This window comes from Actinomadura citrea, assembly GCF_013409045.1.
Lineage (GTDB): Bacteria > Actinomycetota > Actinomycetes > Streptosporangiales > Streptosporangiaceae > Spirillospora > Spirillospora citrea.
In genome coordinates this window covers 1,535,370-1,553,562 of sequence record NZ_JACCBT010000001.1, presented here as the reverse complement: position 1 = coordinate 1,553,562, position 18,193 = coordinate 1,535,370, and the positions used below count along the sequence as shown (strand labels likewise).

General features: G+C 72.2%; 23 protein-coding genes. 1 reads left to right on the top strand and 22 read right to left on the bottom strand.

The window, feature by feature from the left end:
* Window positions 1-67: 67 nt before the first annotated feature.
* The 6 genes from BJ999_RS07605 to BJ999_RS07580 form a co-directional block, all read right to left on the bottom strand.
* Window positions 68-520 carry a nuclear transport factor 2-like protein gene (locus tag BJ999_RS07605; protein WP_179832621.1) on the bottom strand — a complete coding sequence of 151 codons (453 nt, stop codon included), beginning with the start codon at window positions 518-520 and terminating at the stop codon, window positions 68-70.
* 29 nt (window positions 521-549) lie between these two features.
* On the bottom strand, window positions 550-1,404 hold the full coding sequence (locus BJ999_RS07600; protein WP_179832620.1) for an SGNH/GDSL hydrolase family protein: 855 nt from the start codon (window positions 1,402-1,404) through the stop codon (window positions 550-552).
* 34 nt (window positions 1,405-1,438) lie between these two features.
* The gene (locus tag BJ999_RS07595) at window positions 1,439-2,071 is read right to left on the bottom strand and encodes an SGNH/GDSL hydrolase family protein (RefSeq protein ID WP_179832619.1); all 633 of its coding nucleotides are present in this window, start codon (window positions 2,069-2,071) and stop codon (window positions 1,439-1,441) included.
* A complete protein-coding gene (locus BJ999_RS41840) occupies window positions 2,071-2,334 on the bottom strand; it encodes an acyl carrier protein (RefSeq protein WP_089311288.1) in 264 nt (87 codons plus the stop codon). Before BJ999_RS41840 ends, BJ999_RS07595 begins: the two co-directional genes overlap by 1 nt.
* Window positions 2,335-2,792: 458 nt before the next feature.
* A complete protein-coding gene (locus BJ999_RS07585; protein WP_179832618.1) occupies window positions 2,793-3,797 on the bottom strand; it encodes a sulfotransferase family protein in 1,005 nt (334 codons plus the stop codon).
* A gap of 392 nt (window positions 3,798-4,189) precedes the next feature.
* Entirely contained in the window at window positions 4,190-5,140 is a 951-nt protein-coding gene (locus BJ999_RS07580; protein ID WP_179832617.1) for a LysR family transcriptional regulator, read from the bottom strand.
* Window positions 5,141-5,219: 79 nt separating this feature from the next.
* Here BJ999_RS07580 and BJ999_RS07575 point away from each other — a divergent pair, with 79 nt between their 5' ends.
* Window positions 5,220-6,461 (top strand): MFS transporter, encoded by a 1,242-nt coding sequence (locus tag BJ999_RS07575; RefSeq protein ID WP_229810274.1) that lies wholly within the window; start codon window positions 5,220-5,222, stop codon window positions 6,459-6,461.
* On the opposite strand, the gene hypE is transcribed toward BJ999_RS07575, so the two are convergent.
* The 16 genes from hypE to BJ999_RS07500 form a co-directional block, all read right to left on the bottom strand.
* Window positions 6,444-7,511: a hydrogenase expression/formation protein HypE gene (gene hypE, locus BJ999_RS07570; protein WP_179832615.1), complete on the bottom strand. Its 1,068-nt coding sequence runs from the start codon at window positions 7,509-7,511 to the stop codon at window positions 6,444-6,446. The two genes, BJ999_RS07575 and hypE, sit on opposite strands and share 18 nt — an antisense overlap.
* Complete coding sequence (hypD, locus tag BJ999_RS07565) at window positions 7,508-8,686, bottom strand: hydrogenase formation protein HypD (RefSeq protein WP_179832614.1); 1,179 nt, start codon at window positions 8,684-8,686, stop codon at window positions 7,508-7,510. Before hypD ends, hypE begins: the two co-directional genes overlap by 4 nt.
* The gene (locus BJ999_RS07560; protein ID WP_179832613.1) at window positions 8,686-8,955 is read right to left on the bottom strand and encodes a HypC/HybG/HupF family hydrogenase formation chaperone; all 270 of its coding nucleotides are present in this window, start codon (window positions 8,953-8,955) and stop codon (window positions 8,686-8,688) included. Before BJ999_RS07560 ends, hypD begins: the two co-directional genes overlap by 1 nt.
* Complete coding sequence (locus BJ999_RS07555) at window positions 8,955-9,593, bottom strand: D-sedoheptulose-7-phosphate isomerase (protein WP_179838393.1); 639 nt, start codon at window positions 9,591-9,593, stop codon at window positions 8,955-8,957. Before BJ999_RS07555 ends, BJ999_RS07560 begins: the two co-directional genes overlap by 1 nt.
* Window positions 9,594-9,598: 5 nt before the next feature.
* On the bottom strand, window positions 9,599-9,805 hold the full coding sequence (locus BJ999_RS41835; RefSeq protein ID WP_179832612.1) for a HypC/HybG/HupF family hydrogenase formation chaperone: 207 nt from the start codon (window positions 9,803-9,805) through the stop codon (window positions 9,599-9,601).
* Window positions 9,802-10,395, bottom strand: a complete 594-nt coding sequence (locus BJ999_RS07545; RefSeq protein WP_229810275.1) for a D-sedoheptulose-7-phosphate isomerase — start codon at window positions 10,393-10,395, stop codon at window positions 9,802-9,804. Before BJ999_RS07545 ends, BJ999_RS41835 begins: the two co-directional genes overlap by 4 nt.
* Window positions 10,392-10,925: a DUF892 family protein gene (locus BJ999_RS07540; protein ID WP_179832611.1), complete on the bottom strand. Its 534-nt coding sequence runs from the start codon at window positions 10,923-10,925 to the stop codon at window positions 10,392-10,394. The genes BJ999_RS07545 and BJ999_RS07540 overlap by 4 nt, the downstream gene beginning before the upstream one ends.
* A complete protein-coding gene (locus BJ999_RS42870; protein ID WP_268247809.1) occupies window positions 10,922-11,053 on the bottom strand; it encodes a hypothetical protein in 132 nt (43 codons plus the stop codon). The genes BJ999_RS07540 and BJ999_RS42870 overlap by 4 nt, the downstream gene beginning before the upstream one ends.
* Window positions 11,050-11,826 carry a hydrogenase maturation protease gene (locus BJ999_RS07535; RefSeq protein WP_218934983.1) on the bottom strand — a complete coding sequence of 259 codons (777 nt, stop codon included), beginning with the start codon at window positions 11,824-11,826 and terminating at the stop codon, window positions 11,050-11,052. Before BJ999_RS07535 ends, BJ999_RS42870 begins: the two co-directional genes overlap by 4 nt.
* A gap of 11 nt (window positions 11,827-11,837) precedes the next feature.
* Entirely contained in the window at window positions 11,838-12,827 is a 990-nt protein-coding gene (locus BJ999_RS07530; RefSeq protein ID WP_179832610.1) for a hypothetical protein, read from the bottom strand.
* Window positions 12,815-13,486 carry a DUF6084 family protein gene (locus tag BJ999_RS07525; RefSeq protein WP_179832609.1) on the bottom strand — a complete coding sequence of 224 codons (672 nt, stop codon included), beginning with the start codon at window positions 13,484-13,486 and terminating at the stop codon, window positions 12,815-12,817. The genes BJ999_RS07530 and BJ999_RS07525 overlap by 13 nt, the downstream gene beginning before the upstream one ends.
* A gap of 215 nt (window positions 13,487-13,701) precedes the next feature.
* The gene (locus BJ999_RS07520; RefSeq protein WP_179832608.1) at window positions 13,702-13,905 is read right to left on the bottom strand and encodes a hypothetical protein; all 204 of its coding nucleotides are present in this window, start codon (window positions 13,903-13,905) and stop codon (window positions 13,702-13,704) included.
* On the bottom strand, window positions 13,902-14,558 hold the full coding sequence (locus tag BJ999_RS07515) for a DUF5947 family protein (protein WP_179832607.1): 657 nt from the start codon (window positions 14,556-14,558) through the stop codon (window positions 13,902-13,904). Before BJ999_RS07515 ends, BJ999_RS07520 begins: the two co-directional genes overlap by 4 nt.
* Window positions 14,555-15,040, bottom strand: a complete 486-nt coding sequence (locus BJ999_RS07510; protein WP_179832606.1) for a NifU family protein — start codon at window positions 15,038-15,040, stop codon at window positions 14,555-14,557. Before BJ999_RS07510 ends, BJ999_RS07515 begins: the two co-directional genes overlap by 4 nt.
* A complete protein-coding gene (locus tag BJ999_RS07505) occupies window positions 15,040-16,845 on the bottom strand; it encodes a nickel-dependent hydrogenase large subunit (RefSeq protein ID WP_179832605.1) in 1,806 nt (601 codons plus the stop codon). The genes BJ999_RS07510 and BJ999_RS07505 overlap by 1 nt, the downstream gene beginning before the upstream one ends.
* 134 nt (window positions 16,846-16,979) lie before the next feature.
* Window positions 16,980-18,029: an NADH-quinone oxidoreductase subunit B family protein gene (locus tag BJ999_RS07500; RefSeq protein ID WP_179832604.1), complete on the bottom strand. Its 1,050-nt coding sequence runs from the start codon at window positions 18,027-18,029 to the stop codon at window positions 16,980-16,982.
* Window positions 18,030-18,193: the final 164 nt, after the last annotated feature.

Genomic DNA, 18,193 nt, shown 5'->3' with positions numbered 1-18,193 from the left:
CTTCGACTCCCTTGTGTGGGTCGCGCCTTCCGGTTCGCGGGCCGCGACTCCTGTGCGGGTCGGCTCCCTATGGCTGCGCGGTGTCGCCGGACGGGCCCCCCGCGTCGTCGGCGTTCGTCGGATCCTCCATGCGTCTGCCGACCACCCGGGCGAGCGTCATCGCCGCGGGCAGCGGGCGGACCATGACGGTCAGACCGGTGACGAGCCCGGTCTCGCCGAACCTGAGCAGGTCCAGCCCCTGGACGTCCTTGCCCAGCACCCGGGCGCTGAAGATCAGCGCCTGCGCCGGCGGTTCTGCGCCGTTGCCCCCTCCCGGGGGGACTCCCACCAGCTCGTCGGTGTAGTGGAAGTCCTCGAAGACCTCCAGCAGGACGCCGAGCAGGGCCGCGACGGCGTCGCGCCCCAGGTAGGGCTTCACCATCACCGGACTGCGGAACTCGATGCCGGGGTCCAGCGCACCGGTGATGGCGGCGAGGTCCTTGGCCTCCACCGCCGTTCGGAACGTTCCGGGAACCGTCATCCGAGCTGCTCCCTTCGCTTGCCGTTGGGTCAGTCGGCCGTCCTCGGCGGGACGGCGCCGGCGGGGGGCGTGGCCTGTGGCGGGTCGCCGGATCCGGCGGCGGGAGCGCCGACGGACCCGGTCACGGGAGCGGTGGCGGGGACGGCGGCGCGGGCGAGGTCGCGGGCCCAGACCCGGTACCCCGCGGCCGACGGGTGGAAGCCGTCGGACGCGAAGAGGTGGGGGTCGCGGGCCATCGCCTCGTCCATGGGAGCGTGGACGGCGCCGCCCGCCGCGGCGGCGTCCCGAGTGATCCGGTCCATGGCGCGCGCCCGCGCGCCGAGGACCGAGCGCAGCGGCCGCGGCAGGGCGGGGAAGCGGTGCACCGGCGGCATCCCGGCGACGAGCACCGTCGCCTCCGGGAACCGGCCGCGCAGGAGGGCGACGAGTTCGGTCACGTCCGCCGCCCACCGGCGCAGGGGACGCCGCCTGAGCAGGTCGTTGATGCCCGCGGTGACGACCACCAGGTTCGGCGCGGAGCCGTTCGCGGGCGGGACGAGCCCGGCGATGATGCGCCGGGCCGTCGCGCCGTTGCGGCCGGAGACCGACCAGGCCACGCTGCGCCGCAGCCGCTCGCCCAGTTCCTCCGCCAGGAAGCCGGGCAGCGCCTCGGCGTGCCGGGACGCGCCGACGCCCACGGCGGTGGACTCGCCGATCACCACGACCCGGAAGGCCGGGCCCCGCCCGGGGTCGGCGCCGGCGACGAAGCCCTGCTCGTCCCCGGTCGCCGGGTCCAGCCGCGGTGTCCGCCGCACCGTCCGCCACGCCTGCACGACCAGTACGGGAGCGAGGAACAGCGGCATCGGCGAACGGAGAGCGCGGGCGACGGAATATTCTCTTTTCATCAGTCTCCCAGACTGCTGGATCGGCCCACGGATTTCATTTCACCCGCTCGCCGAGCAGGCTTGCCGCAATCCGCGCCATCACCTCTGCGACATAGGCGTGCCCATCCGGATTCAGGTGGATTCCGTCGGCGCTCCACATCGCGGGATCGGCGACTCTCGCCACTGTCTCCCGCTCGGGAAAGGCCATTCCGAACTCGCGGGAGACCCGGTCGAGCTCGGCATTGAAGTCATGAATGCGCTGCACCGTGCGTTTCTTGCGGAACTGCGAGATCGGCGTGATGTCCAGCAGCGGCGGCCGCGGCACCGGGATGGCGAGGACGACCGCGCCGCGCCCGCGGGCCCAGCCGAACAGCTCCGCCAGCCGGCCGGCCGCGGCCTCCCGCTCGAAGCCGCGCAGCGCGTCGTTCATGCCGCAGCCGAGCACGACCAGCCGCGGCGCCATCTCGCGCACGGCGGGCAGCTGGTCGCGCACCACGTCCTCGACCGTCGCGCCCGGATCGGAGGCGTTGAGCATCTCCTCGGGGGAAATCCCCAGGTGACGGGCCAGCCGTCCGGCCCAGCCGAGCCACCCGCCGGCCGGGTCCGGATCGTCCTGGCCCTCGGCCACGCTGTCGCCGAGCACCACCATGGCGGGCCCGGCGGCGCCGGCCTCGGGCCGGCCGGCCATCACGCGACGAGGTCGAGCAGGTAGTCGGTGAGGTCGGCCACCGTCTCCCGGCGCCGCGCCTCGGCCACGTCGACCTCCACCTGCAGATGGTCCTCGATGTCGCTGATGATGCTGATCGCGTACACCGAGTCCACCCCGTAACGGGCGAGTTCGACTCCGGGATCGATGTTTTCCACAGGCCTGTCGAGGTAGAAGGCGATCTTGTCAAGAAGCCACGATTGTAGCTCGTCGTGGGAAATAATTTCCGATCGGGCCACCGCCACTCCTCCTTATGTCAGAGGATCATCGAAACAATCGTGATTGGTAACGGAAGACGAGCAACACGCAAGATACAGCCAAATGGTTGGCGTGTCTCGATCCGGATGTGAACGATCGGACACGGAGGTGTCTCCGTCCTGTAAACCCAGTCAGTGGTACGGTAAAAACGGCGATAAGTTACTTGCCGGTAACCACTTCCGATAAGGGCCCAGTGCACGCGCCGCGGGCACGCCGTCCCCGCGCGCCCCACCGCCACGTCCTCCCCCGCAGGGCTCTCGGCGGCACGCTACCTGCGCCGTTCCACAGTCAGGTCGGCCCGGACGCGTCACGAGGCCGGCCGAGAACCGGGCACGTTCCAGGAGAGTTTCGGACAACCCTTCGGCCGAGTCTCGTGCCGCCCGGCCGAGGCAGCCTTACCTGAAGGCAAGGATCACCTGTCCCCTCAGTCCATGCCCTCAGTCTGTCAGGACACGCTTACCGGACCGTTCAGCCACGAGACGACGGGGTTGGGCTCGCGTCCCTCCGCGAGCCGTTCACGGACGGCCTGCGCGTGCCGCGCCCGCCAGCGGTGCACCGCCAGGCGGTGGAATCCTACGAGCGGCGCCGCCGCGGGACGCGCCCCCTCCGTGATCGCGTAACCGTGGTGGCGCAGCCGGGAGGCGAGCACGTGCTGGACGAGGTCCGCCTCCCAGCCCTCCAGCCGGTCGCGCCAGGCGCCGACATGGCGGCCGTTGACGGCCTCGTGCGTGCCCAGGTGCCACCTCCGCGTGGACGGCACGGTCCGCCGTGCGTGCCGGTACGCCGTCGTCATGCCGGGGTCGTACTCCTCGCCGAGGAACGCGCACAGCCTCGTCAGGGCGTCCTCGGGCTCGGCGACCAGGTCCTCGTAGCGGAACTCGTAGAACGTTTCCGGGCCGAGGCGGGTCTGGAGGCGCGTGCCCATGTCGACCGCCTCACGCCAGGTCAGCGCGGCGGCGTGGATGTCGCCGTCGAACCACGGCATCCGCGTCAGGGAGCTCACCGCGTCCCGGCCGTCCCTGACGAGATGGACGAACTGGGCGTCGGGGAACATCCGCCGGAGCATCGGCACCCGGCGGAAGTAGCTCGGCCGCTTGTCCCCCCAGCGCGGCTTCCCGTGCCGGCGCGCGTAGGCGCGGAACACCGCCGCGATCGCCGACCCGAGCGTCGGCGGCCCCTGCACGATCTCCTCGACCACGGCCGCGGCGTCCAGCCGCAGCACCCCGAACTTGGTGCCCTCGCCGCTGGTGATCCATTCGGCCAGCGCGCGCCGGTTCTCCGGCCGCTCCAGGTCCCCGAACCGGTGCCGGAGATCGTAGGAAATGTGCACGAACCGCGTCTCGGAGGGGAACGCGATCTGCCGGTGCGAGTGCAGCATCTGCTGCAGCAGCGTCGTCCCCGAGCGCGGGCACCCGAGCACGAAGATGGGCCTGCACGACTCCCCCTCCATGGCCCGCGAACGTACCCGCGCCCCATCGGACGAAGCTCAAACGAATCTCAACAGAACCTGAAAACCGCAGGTCACAGCAGTCCCATGCTCCCCATGGGCCCCACCCGCCCATCCGGGCCGGCCTCCTGCGCCCCGGCGCCGAAGGCGTGTCGCCCTCGGACGGCGACTCGGCCTGCTCGTTTACCCGCACGCAGGAGGCACCCGGAGTGATTGAACGTTCGAGTGCTTTCAATGGACCGAAGGGAGCTATCGCGTCGTCAGGTAGATGTCGTTGTGGCCGCCGCCACCGGTCGACGTCACCCTTCCCGAGTAATGCGCGATGTGCGTTTCTCGTCCGCCCAAAGAGCGGCGGGATATGCGTTGCCGGCCGGAGAGGGCGCTTCCCGAGTGGCTCACGCCCCCGCATCCGCCGGCGCTCCGCCCTTTTCCGCCGACGGCGTTTCCCGCGCCGCGCCGCGAGGTGGTGCGGGCACCGCCGGGACGTCCAGGGCCGCCAGAAAGGCGGTGGCGGCCGGAGAGGGCCCGAGGCGGCTCCAGATCAGATGCTCGACCCGGGTCGGCGGATCACGGAGCTCGACGACGCGCAGGTCCGCGAGCCCGGTGACGAAGGCGGCGGGGAGCATGCCGACGCCCAGGCCGAGCCGGACCAGCCGGACCAGGAGGTCCGGGGTCGTCACCTCGAAGGCGACGTCACGGCCGACCCCGGCGGCGGCGAACGCCTCGTCGGACTGGGCGCGCCCGGCCGTCCCGGCGGAGAAGTCGACGAACACCTCGTCCGCGAGGCGGCGCAGGCCGACGTCCACCGCGTCGGCCAGCGGGTGCCCGGGGGCGACCACCGCCACCAGCTCGCCGTGCGCCAGCACGCGGCCGTGCACGCCTTTCGGCCGGGCGCTGCGCGGCAGCCCGAGGAACGCGAGGTCCAGCGTGCCCTGCCGCACCCGCTCGGCCAGGTCCGCGCTCCCTCCGATGCGGAGCGTGACCCGCACCTGCGGATGGCGGACGTGGAAATCCTTCAGTGCGCTCGGCAGGTCCACCGCCGTCACCGTGGGGATGGCGCCGATGGCGAGCCGGCCGCGGATCTCGCCGGAGACCGCCGCGACCTCGGCGCGGGCGCGGTCCGCGGCGTCGAGGGCCTGCCGGGCGGCGGGCAGGAACGCCTCACCGGCCGGGGTCAGCCGGACCCGGCGGCTGGTCCGGTCGAAGAGCCGGGTGCCCAGCTCGCGTTCCAGCCGGGCGATCTGGTGGCTCAGCGCCGACTGGACGACCCGGCAGCGCTCGGCCGCCCGGGTGAAGTTCGCCGTCTCCGCCACCGCGACCACGTAGCGCATCTGCTGGAGCTCCATCGATCCATCTTGGATCGCGATCAATGAGATGACAAACATGTGTTGGACTCATCGATCGCGCCGGGTCGAGACTCCGGGGGTGGACACGAACACGACGACCGACGAGACGATCAGAGGCGATGCGGCCGTTCGGGAGGAGCGCCCGCACTCGGCCCTTCGAGGATGGCTGGGGGTCGCGGCGATCACGGCCAGTCTGTTCGCCTTCCTCACCACCGAGCTGATGCCCGTCGGCATCCTCACCCCGGTGAGCACGAGCCTCGGCATATCGGTCGGAGTCGCCGGGCTGATGGTCACGGTGTACGGCGTCTCGGCCGGGCTGGGCGTGCCCTTCATCGTGGCGTGGAGCAGGCGCGTCAACCGCCGCGTCCTGCTCTCGGCGCTCCTGGCGGTCCTGGCCGCGGGGAACCTGGTCACCGCCGTCTCCCCGAACTATCCGCTCGTCCTCGCGACACGGCTCACCATGGGTTTCGCGAGCGGGGTCTTCTGGGCCATCGGCGTGAGCATGGCGATGCGCCTCGTTCCGGAGCGCCAGGCGAGCAGGGCGGCCGCGGTCGTGATGTCCGGCATCTCGATCGCCGCCGTGGTGGGCATGCCGCTCGGCACGTTCCTTGAGGACCTCACCGGCTGGCGGACGACGTTCCTCATCTGGAGCGGCCTCAGCGCGCTGGTGTTCCTCGCGGTCGCCGCCGTCATCCCGTCGCTGCCGTCGCGGAACGCGGTCCCAGTCCGCGAGGTGTTCGCCCTTCCGCTCAGGAACGTGCGGCTGCGCTCGGTCATGTTCACCGTCGTGCTGTTCGTGCTCGGCCACTTCGGGGCCTACACGTTCGTGCGGCCGTTCCTGGAAGGCGACTCGGACGCCTCGCCCGCCTCCATCACCGGGCTCCTGATGGCCTACGGCATCGGGGGCGCCCTGGGGAACTTCATCGCCGGGCACACCGCGACCAGGCACCTCAAGGCGACCTTCGTCACCGCCTGCTCGGGCCTCGTCGCCTCGTTGCTGCTGCTTCTGACGGTCGGGCACTGGACGGCCGCGCCGGTCGTCCTGCTCGTCGTGTGGGGCGTGTCCTTCGGCGCCTGGCAGCTGTGCCAGGTCAACATGACGCTCGCCGCCGCGCCCGACACGTTCGAGGCCGCGATGTCGCTCAACACCCTGGCCTACAACACCTCCATCGCGGTCGGCGCGCTGTTCGGCGGGCTGTTCGCCGACCATCTGGGCGTCAGGAGCGTCCTCTGGTTCGGCGCGGCGCTGACGGCGGCGTCGCTGCTCGTCACGCTCGCCGGCGTCCGGCGGGGCCGCCCGGCGTCAGCAGATGCGCGGTAGCGGGTCGCCGACCAGGAGGTCGACGATGCGGGTGCCGCCGAAGGCCGTCTTCAGCAGGACGAGGCCGGACGGGTCGTCGGTCACGCGGCCGATGACGGCGGCCTCCTCGCCCAGCGGGTGGGCCCGCAGCGCCGCCAGCGCGGCCCGCTCGCACTCGGGGGCGACCACGACCACGGCGCGGCCCTCGCACGCGACGTACATCGGGTCGATCCCGAGCAGCTCGCAGGCGCCCCGGACGGCGGGGCGCACCGGGATCGCGTCCTCCTCCACCACCACGGCCGTCCCGGCGTCCGACGCCAGCTCGTTGAGGACGGTCGCCACGCCGCCCCGCGTCGCGTCCCGCATCCGGCGCAGGCCGCCCGGGCACGCGTCGGCCAGGTCGGCGAGCAGGCAGGTCAGCGGCGCGGTGTCCGAGACGACGTCGGCCTCCAGGTCGAGCTCGCCGCGCGCCAGCATGATCGTGACGCCGTGCTCGCCGATCGGCCCCGTCACCAGCACGGTGTCGCCGGGACGGATCTCCCCCGCCGGCCGGGACCGCACGACCCCCACGCCCGCCGTGGTGACGAAGCAGCCGTCGGCCTTCCCGCGCTCGACGACCTTGGTGTCGCCGGTGACGATGTCGACGCCCGCCGCGTCCGCCGCGCGCCGCATCGACTCGACGATGCGCCGCAGGTCGGCGACGGGGAACCCCTCTTCGAGGATGAACCCCGCCGACAGGTGCAGCGGCCTCGCGCCGCAGACGGCGAGGTCGTTGACGGTCCCGTTGACGGCCAGGTCGCCGATGTCGCCGCCGGGGAAGAACAGGGGCGACACCACATGGCAGTCGGTGGTGAAGGCGAGGTGGGCGCCGTTCACCGCGAAACACGCCGAGTCGTCCAGCCGGTCCAGGAGCGGATTGGTGAACGCCTCCCGAAACACCGCCTCGACCAGGGTGTGGGTGGCCTTGCCGCCGGAGCCGTGCGCGAGCGTGATCGTGTCCTCGCGGAGCCGGGCCTTGCGGGCCCGCGCGCGCTCGATGCGTTCCAGGACCTGTTCCTCGCGGACGGTCATCGCGCCGTCTCCCTCACCTGTCCGGCGTCTTCCGCCCGGCCCGCCCCGCCGCTCCGGCCGACCTCGCCGATCCGCTCGCGGGTGAAGCGGCCGAAGTTGTAGTACGCGGCGCACGCGCCCTCGGACGAGACCATGCACGTCCCGATCGGCGTCTCCGGGGTGCAGGCCGTCCCGAAGACCTTGCACTCCCACGGTTTCAGGACGCCCTTGAGCACCTCGCCGCACTGGCACGCCTTCGGATCGGCGACGCGTCCGCCCGGGATGTCGAAGATGCGCTCGGCATCGAAGGCGGCGAACTCCTCCTTCATCCGGAGCGCGGAGTGGGAGATGAAGCCGAGACCGCGCCACTCGAAGTACGGCCGCGGCTCCATGACCTCGGAGATCGCCTCCAGTGCCCGGGGATTGCCGTCCCACGGGACGACCCGGCCGTACTGGTTCTCCACCTCCGAGCGGCCCGCGGCGAGCTGGGCCAGCAGCATGTGCACCGACTGCAGGATGTCCAGCGGCTCGAACCCGGCGACGACCAGCGGTTTCCCGTAGTCGTCGGTGATGAACGAGTAGGGCCGGCAGCCGATCACGGTCGACACGTGGCCCGGGCCGAGGAAGCCGTCCAGGCGCAGGTCCGGCGAGTCGAGAATGGCCTTGATCGCCGGAAGGATCGTCACGTGGTTGCAGAACACCGAGAAGTTCCGGATTCCGGCCGCGGCCGCCCGCAGCACCGTCATGGCGGTGGACGGCGCGGTCGTCTCGAACCCGATCCCCATGAACACCACGCGCCGCGACGGGTTCCGCTCGGCGATCTTCAGCGCGTCCAGCGGCGAGTACACCATCCGGATGTCCGCGCCGGCGGCCTTGGCGTCCAGGAACGACCCCCGGCCGCCCGGTACCCGCATCATGTCCCCGAACGACGCCATGATGACGTCGGGCTGCGACGCGATGTGGATCGCGTCGTCCACCCGCCCCATCGGGATCACGCACACCGGGCAGCCCGGCCCGTGCACCAGCGAGATGCTCTCCGGCAGGTAGTCCTCCAGGCCGTGCTTGTAGATGGTGTGCGTGTGGCCGCCGCACACCTCCATGAACTTGTAGTGCCGCCCGGGCTCGCACAGCGAGGCGATCGAGGCGGCGAGCGCCCGCGCCCGCTCCGCGTCCCGGTACTCGTCGACGAAGCGCATCAGTCGATCCTCGATTCCCGCAGCGCGTCGATCTCGTCGTCGTAGGCCTCGCCGAGGCCCTCCAGCAGCGCCAGCGTCGCCCTCGCCTCGTCCTCGTCGATCTTGGACATGGCGAACCCGACATGGATGAGGACCCAGTCGCCGGCGGCGAGCCGCTCCCCGTCGAGCAGGGCGATGTTCACCGCCCGCCGGACGCCGGTCACGTCCACCTTCGCCATCGGGCGGTCCGGCATGATCTCCACGATCTCGCCCGGTATCGCCAGGCACATCAGAAGTCCTCCCCCGCCAGTTCGCGCTGCGTCAGTTCCCAGAGCGCGTGGTAGATCGTCGTCTGCGCCTCCTGGATGCGGTGCACCGACGACGACGGGACCGTGAACAAGTGGTGCAGGCCGGACGTCTCCGCCATCTGCCCGCCGGTGTATCCGGCGAGCCCGACCACCGTCATCCCGCGCCGCGCCGCCTCCCGCAGCGCGGCGATGAGGTTGTCGGAGTTCCCGCTGGTGGACAGCGCCAGCGCGATGTCGCCCGGACGCCCGAACGCGGCGAGCTGCCGCGCGAACACCACCTCGAACCCGACGTCGTTGGACAGCGCGGTGACCACGGCGACGTCGGTCGTGAGCGCCAGCGCGGGCAGCGGCCGCGCGGACCCGCCCGGGTTGAGGAACAGCGCCGCGACGTCCTGCGCGTCCGTCGAGCTGCCGCCGTTGCCGAACGTGAAGAGCCGGCCGCCGGAGCGGAACGCGTCCGCCATCCGCGCGGCGCAGGCCGCGAGGTCCTCGCCGTACAGCTCCAGGACGGCCTCCCGCAGCCGGACGATCTCCTCGACCTTCTCGCGCGTCGAGCGGCGCACGTCCTCCAGCAGTGTGTCCAGCCCCGAGCCGCCCGCGTACAGGAAGGGATAGAGCATCTCGGTCACGTCGTCACGACCCCGATCGCCTCCTTGGCGTGGACGAGCACGGTGTCGCCGACATCGGCGTCCACCAGCGCCACGCTGACCTGTTCGAGCCGTCCGCCGCCGACGTCGACGTCCGCGAGGCCGTCGCCGAGGAGCCGCGCGACGACGACCGGGACGGCCTCGTCCGCGCAGGTCACGCAGTGGTCGCCCGTGCACCCGGTCACGCGGTCACCTCCTGGCCGAGCACGCCCGGCTGCTCCAGGAACACGTGCACCAGCTCCCACAGCACGTGGTACGCGGTGACGTGCACCTCCTTCACGACCCGCGGGTCGCCGGACGGCACGGTGACCAGGTGGTCGACCGCCCCGGCGAGCCCTCCCCCGTCGCCGCCCGCCAGCGCGACCGTCAGCATGCCGCGGTCCCGGGCGCACTCCATGGCGCGCAGGACGCTGCCGCAGCGGCCGTCCGGCGAGATCCCGAACGCGATGTCGTCCGGGCCGCCGAAGCAGCGGACCTGGTGGGCGAACACGTCGTCGAACCCCGCGCCGGCGCAGACGCCGGTGATCGTCGCGACGTCGCCGGTGAGCGACAGCGCGGGCAGCGCCCGCTTGCCGACGATCACCGGGTGCACGAACTCGACCGCGACGTGCTGCGCGTCGGTCGCGGCGGCACCGGTCCCGAAGGTGAGCAGGCGTCCCCCGCGGTGGAAGCGGGCCGCCATCGCGTGGCAGGCCGCGGCGATGGCGCCGGCCTCCTCGGCGAGCGCGGCGCCCGGCTCCGCGCGGCGGCGGAACACCTCCTTCACGGCGGTCACCGGCCGTCCCCCGCGGACGGGGCGTGCCCGGCGCGCAGCGACATGTCCACGGCGAGGTCCCAGCGGTCCGACAGCTCGTGCGACATCGCGTGGGCGTCCTCGCACATCGCCGCCGCGACCGCCGCCGTCTCCCCGTCCCCGGCGCGGTCGGCGACCCGCCGCAGCGTCTCGCCCGCCCCGATCTGCAGGTGGACGGCGACGTAGGCGTCCCGCATGTGCCTGACGGGGTCGCGGTGGCCGTGGCCGATGCCGCCCTCCAGCACGGACGCGAGCAGCGTCCCGGCGTCGCGCGCGATGCTCGGGGACGACCCGTGCGCGTGCAGCCGCGCCTCGATCGCCCTCGTGTACGCCCGCGACCGCTCGGCGTAGTGCCCGAGCGGCCGGCACAGCTCCGGCTCGTCGGCCGCCGCGGTCAGCATCTCGCTCAGCGCGGCCTCGGTGTGCTCCTGGAGCGCGTGCGCGTCCTTCAGATGGCCGACGAGCCGCCGCTCGATCGTCGTCACGAGCGTCCGCTCCGCGTCCCCGATCACATCGACTCGGCTTTGACGTACCGGCGCAGCGCCGGCACCTCCTTGACGAGCATTACGATCGCGCCGACCGCGACCAGTCCGAGCATCAGCCGGACGACGCCCCGGCCCCTGCAGATCCCTTTCCTCATCCCCCCGCTCCCTCCTGCGCGAGTTCCTGCGTGAATTCCTCCGCCAGCAGCCGCTCGACCATCCCGGCGGCCTCCTCGACCGCCGCGCCGACCGGCGCGCTGAGCCTCATCTCCCAGGTGGCGTCCGTGGTCCGCGCCGACGGCTCGCACGCGACGAGCAGGATGCGCGGCGGGACCGGGCCGTTGTCCCGGGCCAGCCGCAGCACCTGCGCGGGGTCGAGGCCGTGCGCGTCGACGGCGACGCCGCCGAAGTCGTCCGGGCCGGGCTCGACCAGCGACACGGTGCCGGGCGCGTGGCCGCGCTCGGCCGCGTCGACCAGGACCGCGGCCTCGTAGCCGTCGCCGAGCGCGTACATGAGGTCGATGCCGCGGATGCCGAAGTCGACGACGTCCACGCCGGGCGGCTGCGGACGGGTCCGCAGCCGCCGGACGACCTCGACCCCGAACCCGTCGTCGCCGTGGAAGACGTTCCCGATCCCCGCGACGAGCACCTTGCGGGACGGCGCCTCCCCCGGCAGCGGCTCGACCTCGTCCGGCCGCACGAAGAAGCGGTGCCCGAGCTGGTTGTAGGGACCGAGGTCGCGGCCCGGGTCGTCGTCCAATGCGACGACCAGGTGCACCCCGCCCTCCATGTCCTCCTCGACGCGCTCGACGACGGCGGTGCGCCCGACGAGCGCCAGGTCGAAGATGTCCGCGCCCCCGCGCGGACGCAGCCGGACCCGGCTCCCCGGAGCCGTCTCCCGCACGCCCGCGCCCACGTCCTCCCCGCTCACGTCTTCCCCCCTCACCACACGTCCCTCCGCGGATCCCTCAATGTGCCGTGCAGCGCGAGCAGCTCACCGGACGACAGGGCGCCGCACCGCTCCAGGATCTGCCGCGCCTTCGGGTCGGTCGCCGCCATCTCGCGCCGCTCGTCCTCGGTGAGGCTGAGCACGCTGAGGATCAGCAACTGGTCGATCTCCGTCCCGTCGAACAGGTCGCCCGGGCTCTCCGGCGCCACCTGCGGCCAGTCGTAGAGGACGATCGGCGCCGCGAGGACGGTGTCGCGGCTGCCCGGCTCCCCCGCGAGGACCGGCCACAGCCCGTCCCTGCCGCACGCGGCCGCCGCCCCCGCGAGCCGCTCCGGCGGATCCGTGAGCGACACGAACGCGCCGCCGCCCGTGCGCGCCACGACATGCGCGCACAGCATCCCGGCGCGGACGGCGTCCTCGCGCTCCCCGGCGGCGCCGGTGTTGACGACCTCGACGCGCAGCCGCACCACGCCGTCCCCGGCGGGCACGGCCGAGACCTCGACCCGCCCGTCCACCCGCTCCCACGACCGGACGAACCGCACACCGCCGCCGCTGCACGCCTTGCCTTCCACGGCCTCCTCTTCGGCACCCGCGGCCACCTCGACGGGGACGCTGACGGGGGCGTGCACGAGACGCTCGACCGCGATCGGTCCGCTGGTGAGCTCGCGTTCGCGTGCCTCCTGCCAGCTGGTGCAGATCTCGTCCCCGACGCGGATCTCGTCCACGGGACCGTCGCCGTGCATCACCTGGCGGTGCACCGCGTGCAGGAACCGCAGCGTGACCTCGACGTCGGCGCCGGGGACGGCTTCGAGGAGGAACTCGGCGTGGACCGTCCAGTGGTCGCTGTTCCGCTCGGCGTAGCCGCGCGGATAGACGCCCCCGATCGTCCAGCGCTGCCGGTTCTTCAAGGCGGACCGGCGGTACGGCCAGAGCAGGTACCCCTCGTAGAGGACGGTGTCCGCGATCGCCCTCAGGCGGTCCACTCTTCCTCCCCACGTCGCTTCTCGGCCTGGCGCAGCAGTTCGTCGACCGTGTCGTCGAACGAGGAGTGCGCGCGGCGGGCCCGGTAGGCCGAGAGGCGGCCGAAGCAGTCGTCGTCCAGCCGCAGCCAGCGGGCGGTGCCGTAGTAGCGGCCCATCAGGTCCCGCCACACCTGGAGGGGCAGGTCGCCGGTGGCCTCGTGATGCCACGGGATCTGCCCGGTGCGCAGCGCGCCGTCCTCGCCGGGGTAGAAGACCGTGCCGTTGAAGGCCAGGTCGAGCGGGACGTCGCCGCCGCCGAGCGCGTGCAGGTACCGGTCGGCCGCGACCTGCATGTCGTGCCCGCACGGCAGGGACAGCGTCGCCTCCGTCCCGCCCTGGAACGTCGGCACGGTGGCGCCGACGCGCGCCCAGGTCAGCCCGCGCAGCGACCGGTCCCACATCTCCGGCGGGCCGAACACCCCGGCGAGCCGGTCGCGCTCGGCGTCGTCGTAGCCGCGGCGCGCCGCCGCGATCGTCACCACCGTGGTGAGCAGCACGCACTGGACGGGCCCGCCGTCCAGCCGCCGCAGCCCGATCCGCAGGCTCAGCGTCGGCGTCGCCGCGAACTTCTCCGGCTCGATGCCGAGCAGGTCGAGCCCGAGCTCCGGTGTCTCGTTCATGCCCTGCCCCTTCGAAGGGGGACGACCCCCCGCGCCCCCCGGTTCGCTGCGCTCATGCCCGTCACCCGTGGGGGGACGCCCCCCCACACCCCCCGGTTCGCTGCGCTCATGCCCGTCACCCGTGGGGGGACGACCCCCCACACCCCCCGGTTCGCTGCGCTCATGCCCGTCACCCGTGGGGGGACGACCCCCCACACCCCCCCGGTTCGCTGCGCTCATGCTGGGGAGAGATTGGGCATCGAATCGAGGATCGGGCCGCGGGTCTCCGGGTTGATCCCCGTCGAGCGGGCCGCGGTGGACGTGCCGTCGGGCAGGTGCCCGACCTGCTTGTCGTAGTTGCCCGTCTGGTTGCCCTCGCGGACGCCCCTCGTGTGCGAGGGCCTGTCGGGAGTGACGTCGGGCTTCCCCACTCTGATCATCGTGTTCCCCTCTTCTCCTCGGCGGCCGCCCGGGCCGCCGTCAACTCGGTGAAGAACGCGCCGATGTGATGCCAGACCGCGTCGCCGCCGGTGAAGCCAGTCCAGTGCTCGCGCAGCAGGGCGGTGAGCCGGTAGCAGTCGTCGATCGGGAGGATCCAGTGCTCGGCCGCGTCCCGCGCCCGGTGCACGACGAGCGCCTCCACGTCCGGGCGCAGTTCCGCCAGGACGGGGTTCGCCTCGGCCAGGCGCCGCCAGCTCGCGGCGTGGACGGCCGCGTGCAGCGCCCCCGCCGGGCTCGGATAGCGGGCGGTGACCTCGCCCGTCCCGGAGACGGTGAAGAAGGCCAGGTCGACCGGGATGCCGAGACCGGCCCACAGCGGGCCGTCCAGGTGGAAGCCGGTCAGCTCGCGCCGCCGGTCCGGGACGAGCCGGTAGTGCCGCCCGCCCGCCGGCCGGCCGTCGAACAGGAGGGTGCACGCCCCGCACGCGCACAGCAGCTCGCCCTCCTCCAGGTCGAGCAGGTGCCGGTGCGCGTCGTGCACGGGTTCGGCGCACAGCTCGCACCGCTCCACGGCCTCGCCCGGCGGCGGCGCCGGGCGCGGCGGAGCCGAGGCCAGCGCGGCCAGCCTCGGTGTGGAGAGCCCCGGCGTCATACGCGGCTCCGCACCTGGTCCAGAGTGATCAGCACCTTCTCCGGCGCGGGCGCCTCGATCTCGACCCGCTCCAGTTCCGGCGCCGCGGCGAGGGCCGCCCGCTCCACGGCGTCCAGCACCGGGCGGGGCGCGGCGGCGCGCCCCTCGGTCGCGACCTTCAGCCGCACCGACTCCCCGTCGACCCCGGTCAGCTCCACGGACGTGCGGTGCTTGGCCAGGAACGCCTCCAGCGCGGCGAGGGCCCGCCGGACCCGCGCCTCCGGCGCCTCGGGGTGCAGGCCGTGCATGGCCAGCAGGTGGCAGAGCAGCTCGTCGCCGGCCAGCTCCGAGGCGTCCGCGCAGAGCCGCACGATCCGGCCGAGCGCCTCCCCGTAGAGCTCCACCAGCGCCTGGACGGCCTGGTGCGCCCCGGGGTCGATCCCGTCGAGCAGCCCTTCGAGGCGCTGGACGTGCTCGCGGACGCGCTCGTCGTCCCAGCCCATCACTGGCCTTCCTGGGCGCCGAACATCGGGGAGTGCCGCTTCTCGATCGTCCGGCCGTTGCCGACGTACATGTGCACCCCGCACGGCAGGCACGGGTCGAAGCTGCGGACGGTCCGCATGATGTCGATGCCCTTGAAGTCGTCCGGCCCGTTCTCCTCGAAGATCGGCTGCCCCTGGACGGCGTCCTCGTAGGGGCCCGGCGTGCCGTAGGAGTCGCGCGGGCTGGCGTTCCACGGCGTCGGCGGGTACGGGTGGTAGTTGGCGATCTTGCCGTCGCGGATGACGAGGTGGTGCGACAGCACGCCGCGGACCGCCTCGTGGAACCCGCAGCCGATCGCCTCGTCCGGGACGTCGAAGTCGGTGAACACCTTCGTCCGACCGGAGCGGACCTCGTCGAGGGCCTTCTCGGCGAAGTGCAGCGCCATCCCCGCCGCGTAGGCGATGAAGTACGCGCGGGCGCGGTCGCGCTCGATCGTGTTGGCGTACTGCGGCGGCTTCCACTCCAGGTTGACCTCCGGCATACCGGGGGTCTTCGGCAGGTCGATCTGGACGCTGTGCCCGGTGGAGCGGACGTACGGGGTGTCGACCTCGCCGGCCAGCGCGGTCGCCCACAGCCGGGCGAGCGGCCCGCCGCCGGTGTCGAGCGCGAGGTGGTCGCCGGTCCCGGGGTGGCGCCAGCGGGGGCTCATCACCCAGCTGTACTTGCCGCCGTCGAGGTCGCGCTTCTGCGGGCTCGGCAGCGTCGTCTGGTTCCACGGGTGCCGCTGGTCGATCGGGTTGCCGAGCGGGTCCTCCTTGACGAAGGTCTCCTCGTTCACCCAGTCGTCGTAGTAGGAGCTGCCGAGCAGGATCCTCATGCCGAGGTTGATGTCGACCAGGTCCGTCGTGAGGAGCTGCCCGTCCACGACGATGCCCGGGGTCACGTAGGCGGCCCGGCCCCACTCGGACATGTGCCGGTAGTCGTAGTCGCACACGTCGGGGTTCTGGAAGGCGCCCCAGCAGCCGAGCAGCGTCCGCCGCCGGCCCACCTGGTCGTAGCCGGGCAGCGACTCCAGGAAGAAGTCGAAGATGTCGTCGTTCATCGCGACGGCGCGCTTGACGAAGTCGAGGCAGCGGGTCAGCCGGACGAGGTAGTCGGTGAACACCTGCGGCGTCGCGACCGTCCCCACGCCGCCCGGGTACAGCGTGGACGGGTGGACGTGGCGCCCCTCCATCAGGCAGATCATCTCGCGGGTGATGCGGCTGAGCTGGAGGGCCTCCTTGTAGACCGAGCCCTCGAAGGGGTTGAACGCCGTCATGATGTCGGCGATCTTGCGGAACCCGTGGACGTCGCCGCGCGGCGCGTCGGTGTTCTTGGCCGTGGCGAGCAGGCCCGGGTTCGTCTCGGCGACCATGCGCTCGCAGAAGTCGACGAAGACCAGGTTGTCCTGGAACAGCGTGTGGTCGAACATGTACTCGGCGGCCTCGCCGAGGTTGATGATCCATTCGGCGAGCGGCGGCGGTTTGATCCCGTAGGCCATGTTCTGGGCGTAGATCGAGCAGGTCGCGTGGTTGTCGCCGCAGATGCCGCAGATCCGGCTGGTGATGAAGTGCGCGTCGCGCGGGTCCTTGCCCTTCATGAACACGCTGTAGCCGCGGAAGATGGACGAGGTGCTCCGGCACTCGGCCACCTGCCCGTTCGCGAAGTCGATCTTGGTGTAGATGCCGAGGTTGCCGACGATCCGGGTGATCGGGTCGAATGCCACCTCGACGAGCCCCGCCTGCGTGGCGGCCCGTTCGCCTCGCGCCTGCGTCCCCTGCTTCATGACTCGCCCCGCTCCATGACTCGCCCCTGTTCCCTCGCCCGGCCGCCGTCCATCGGCGCGGCCGTCCTGCGTCCGTGTCTTTTCTGGTCAGGCCGTACCGCGCCGGTGGGGCCGACCACCGGCGCGGGCATCGCTCACTGGTGCGGCCAGCGGGGCTGGTAGCCGCTGGTCAGCCTCTCCCGGTTGTGGCGCCACTTCGGCTCCCGGTTCGCGCCCTTGTTGGTGATCGACCGCATCTTCCGGATGAACGGCCCGTAGGACCGCAGCAGCGTCGTGGAGAGGCTCGCCCCGGGCGGCTCGTCCATGAACGGCATGAACTTGTCCGGGAAGCCGGGCATGGTGCAGCCGATGCAGATGCCGCCCACGTTGGGGCAGCCGCCGACGCCGTCCATCCAGCCGCGCTTGGTGACGTTGCAGTTCACGACCGGGCCCCAGCATCCGATCTTCACCTGGCACTTCGGCGAGTTGTAGTCGCGCGCGAAGTCGGCCTGCTCGTAGTAGGCGGCGCGGTCACAGCCCTCGTGGACGGTCTTGCCGAACAGCCACGTCGGGCGCAGCCGGTCGTCCAGCGGGATGACCGGCGCCTGCCCGACCGCCTGGTGCAGCACCCAGAGCAGCGTCTCCATGAAGTTGTCCGGTTGCACGGGGCAGCCCGGCACGTTCACGATCGGCAGCCCGCCCGCGGAGCGGAAGTCCCAGCCGAGGTAGTCGGCGAGGCCCATGCAGCCCGTCGGGTTGCCCGCCATGGCGTGGATGCCGCCGTAGGTCGCGCACGTGCCGATCGCCACGACCGCCCACGCCTTCGGCGCGAGCCGGTCGATCCAGGTGTTCACCGGGATCGGCTCGCCGGTCTCGGGGTCGTTCCCCATCGACGTCCAGTAGCCGTCCCCGTTGATGTTCTCGTTGGGGATCGAACCCTCGACGACGAGGATGAAGGGCGCCAGCTCGCCGCGCGCGGCCTGCCGGAACGCCTCCATGAACTCGTCGCCGTTCTCGTAGGCGAGCACCTTGTTGTGCAGGTGGACCTTCGGCAGGCCCGGTATCGCGCCGAGGACGACGTCCTCGATGCTCGGCAGCGACGCCGCGGTCACCGAGATGGTGTCCCCGTCGCAGCTCATTCCCTCGGACGTCCACAGAATGTGGATCTCGTCCGTCAGCGGTTGCGCCGGAGCGACGCTCGTCATCGCTTCCCCCCTCGACCGACTGCGGTCATCACCCATGCGGTTGCCCTGGGGGAACGGCGCGAAACACCGCCCGAAAAGCCCCCCAAGGCATTTCCCCGATTCGGTAAACACACCGTTTGACCTGGGGAGATCGGGGCAGCAGAACGGCGCTGGGACAATGGAAA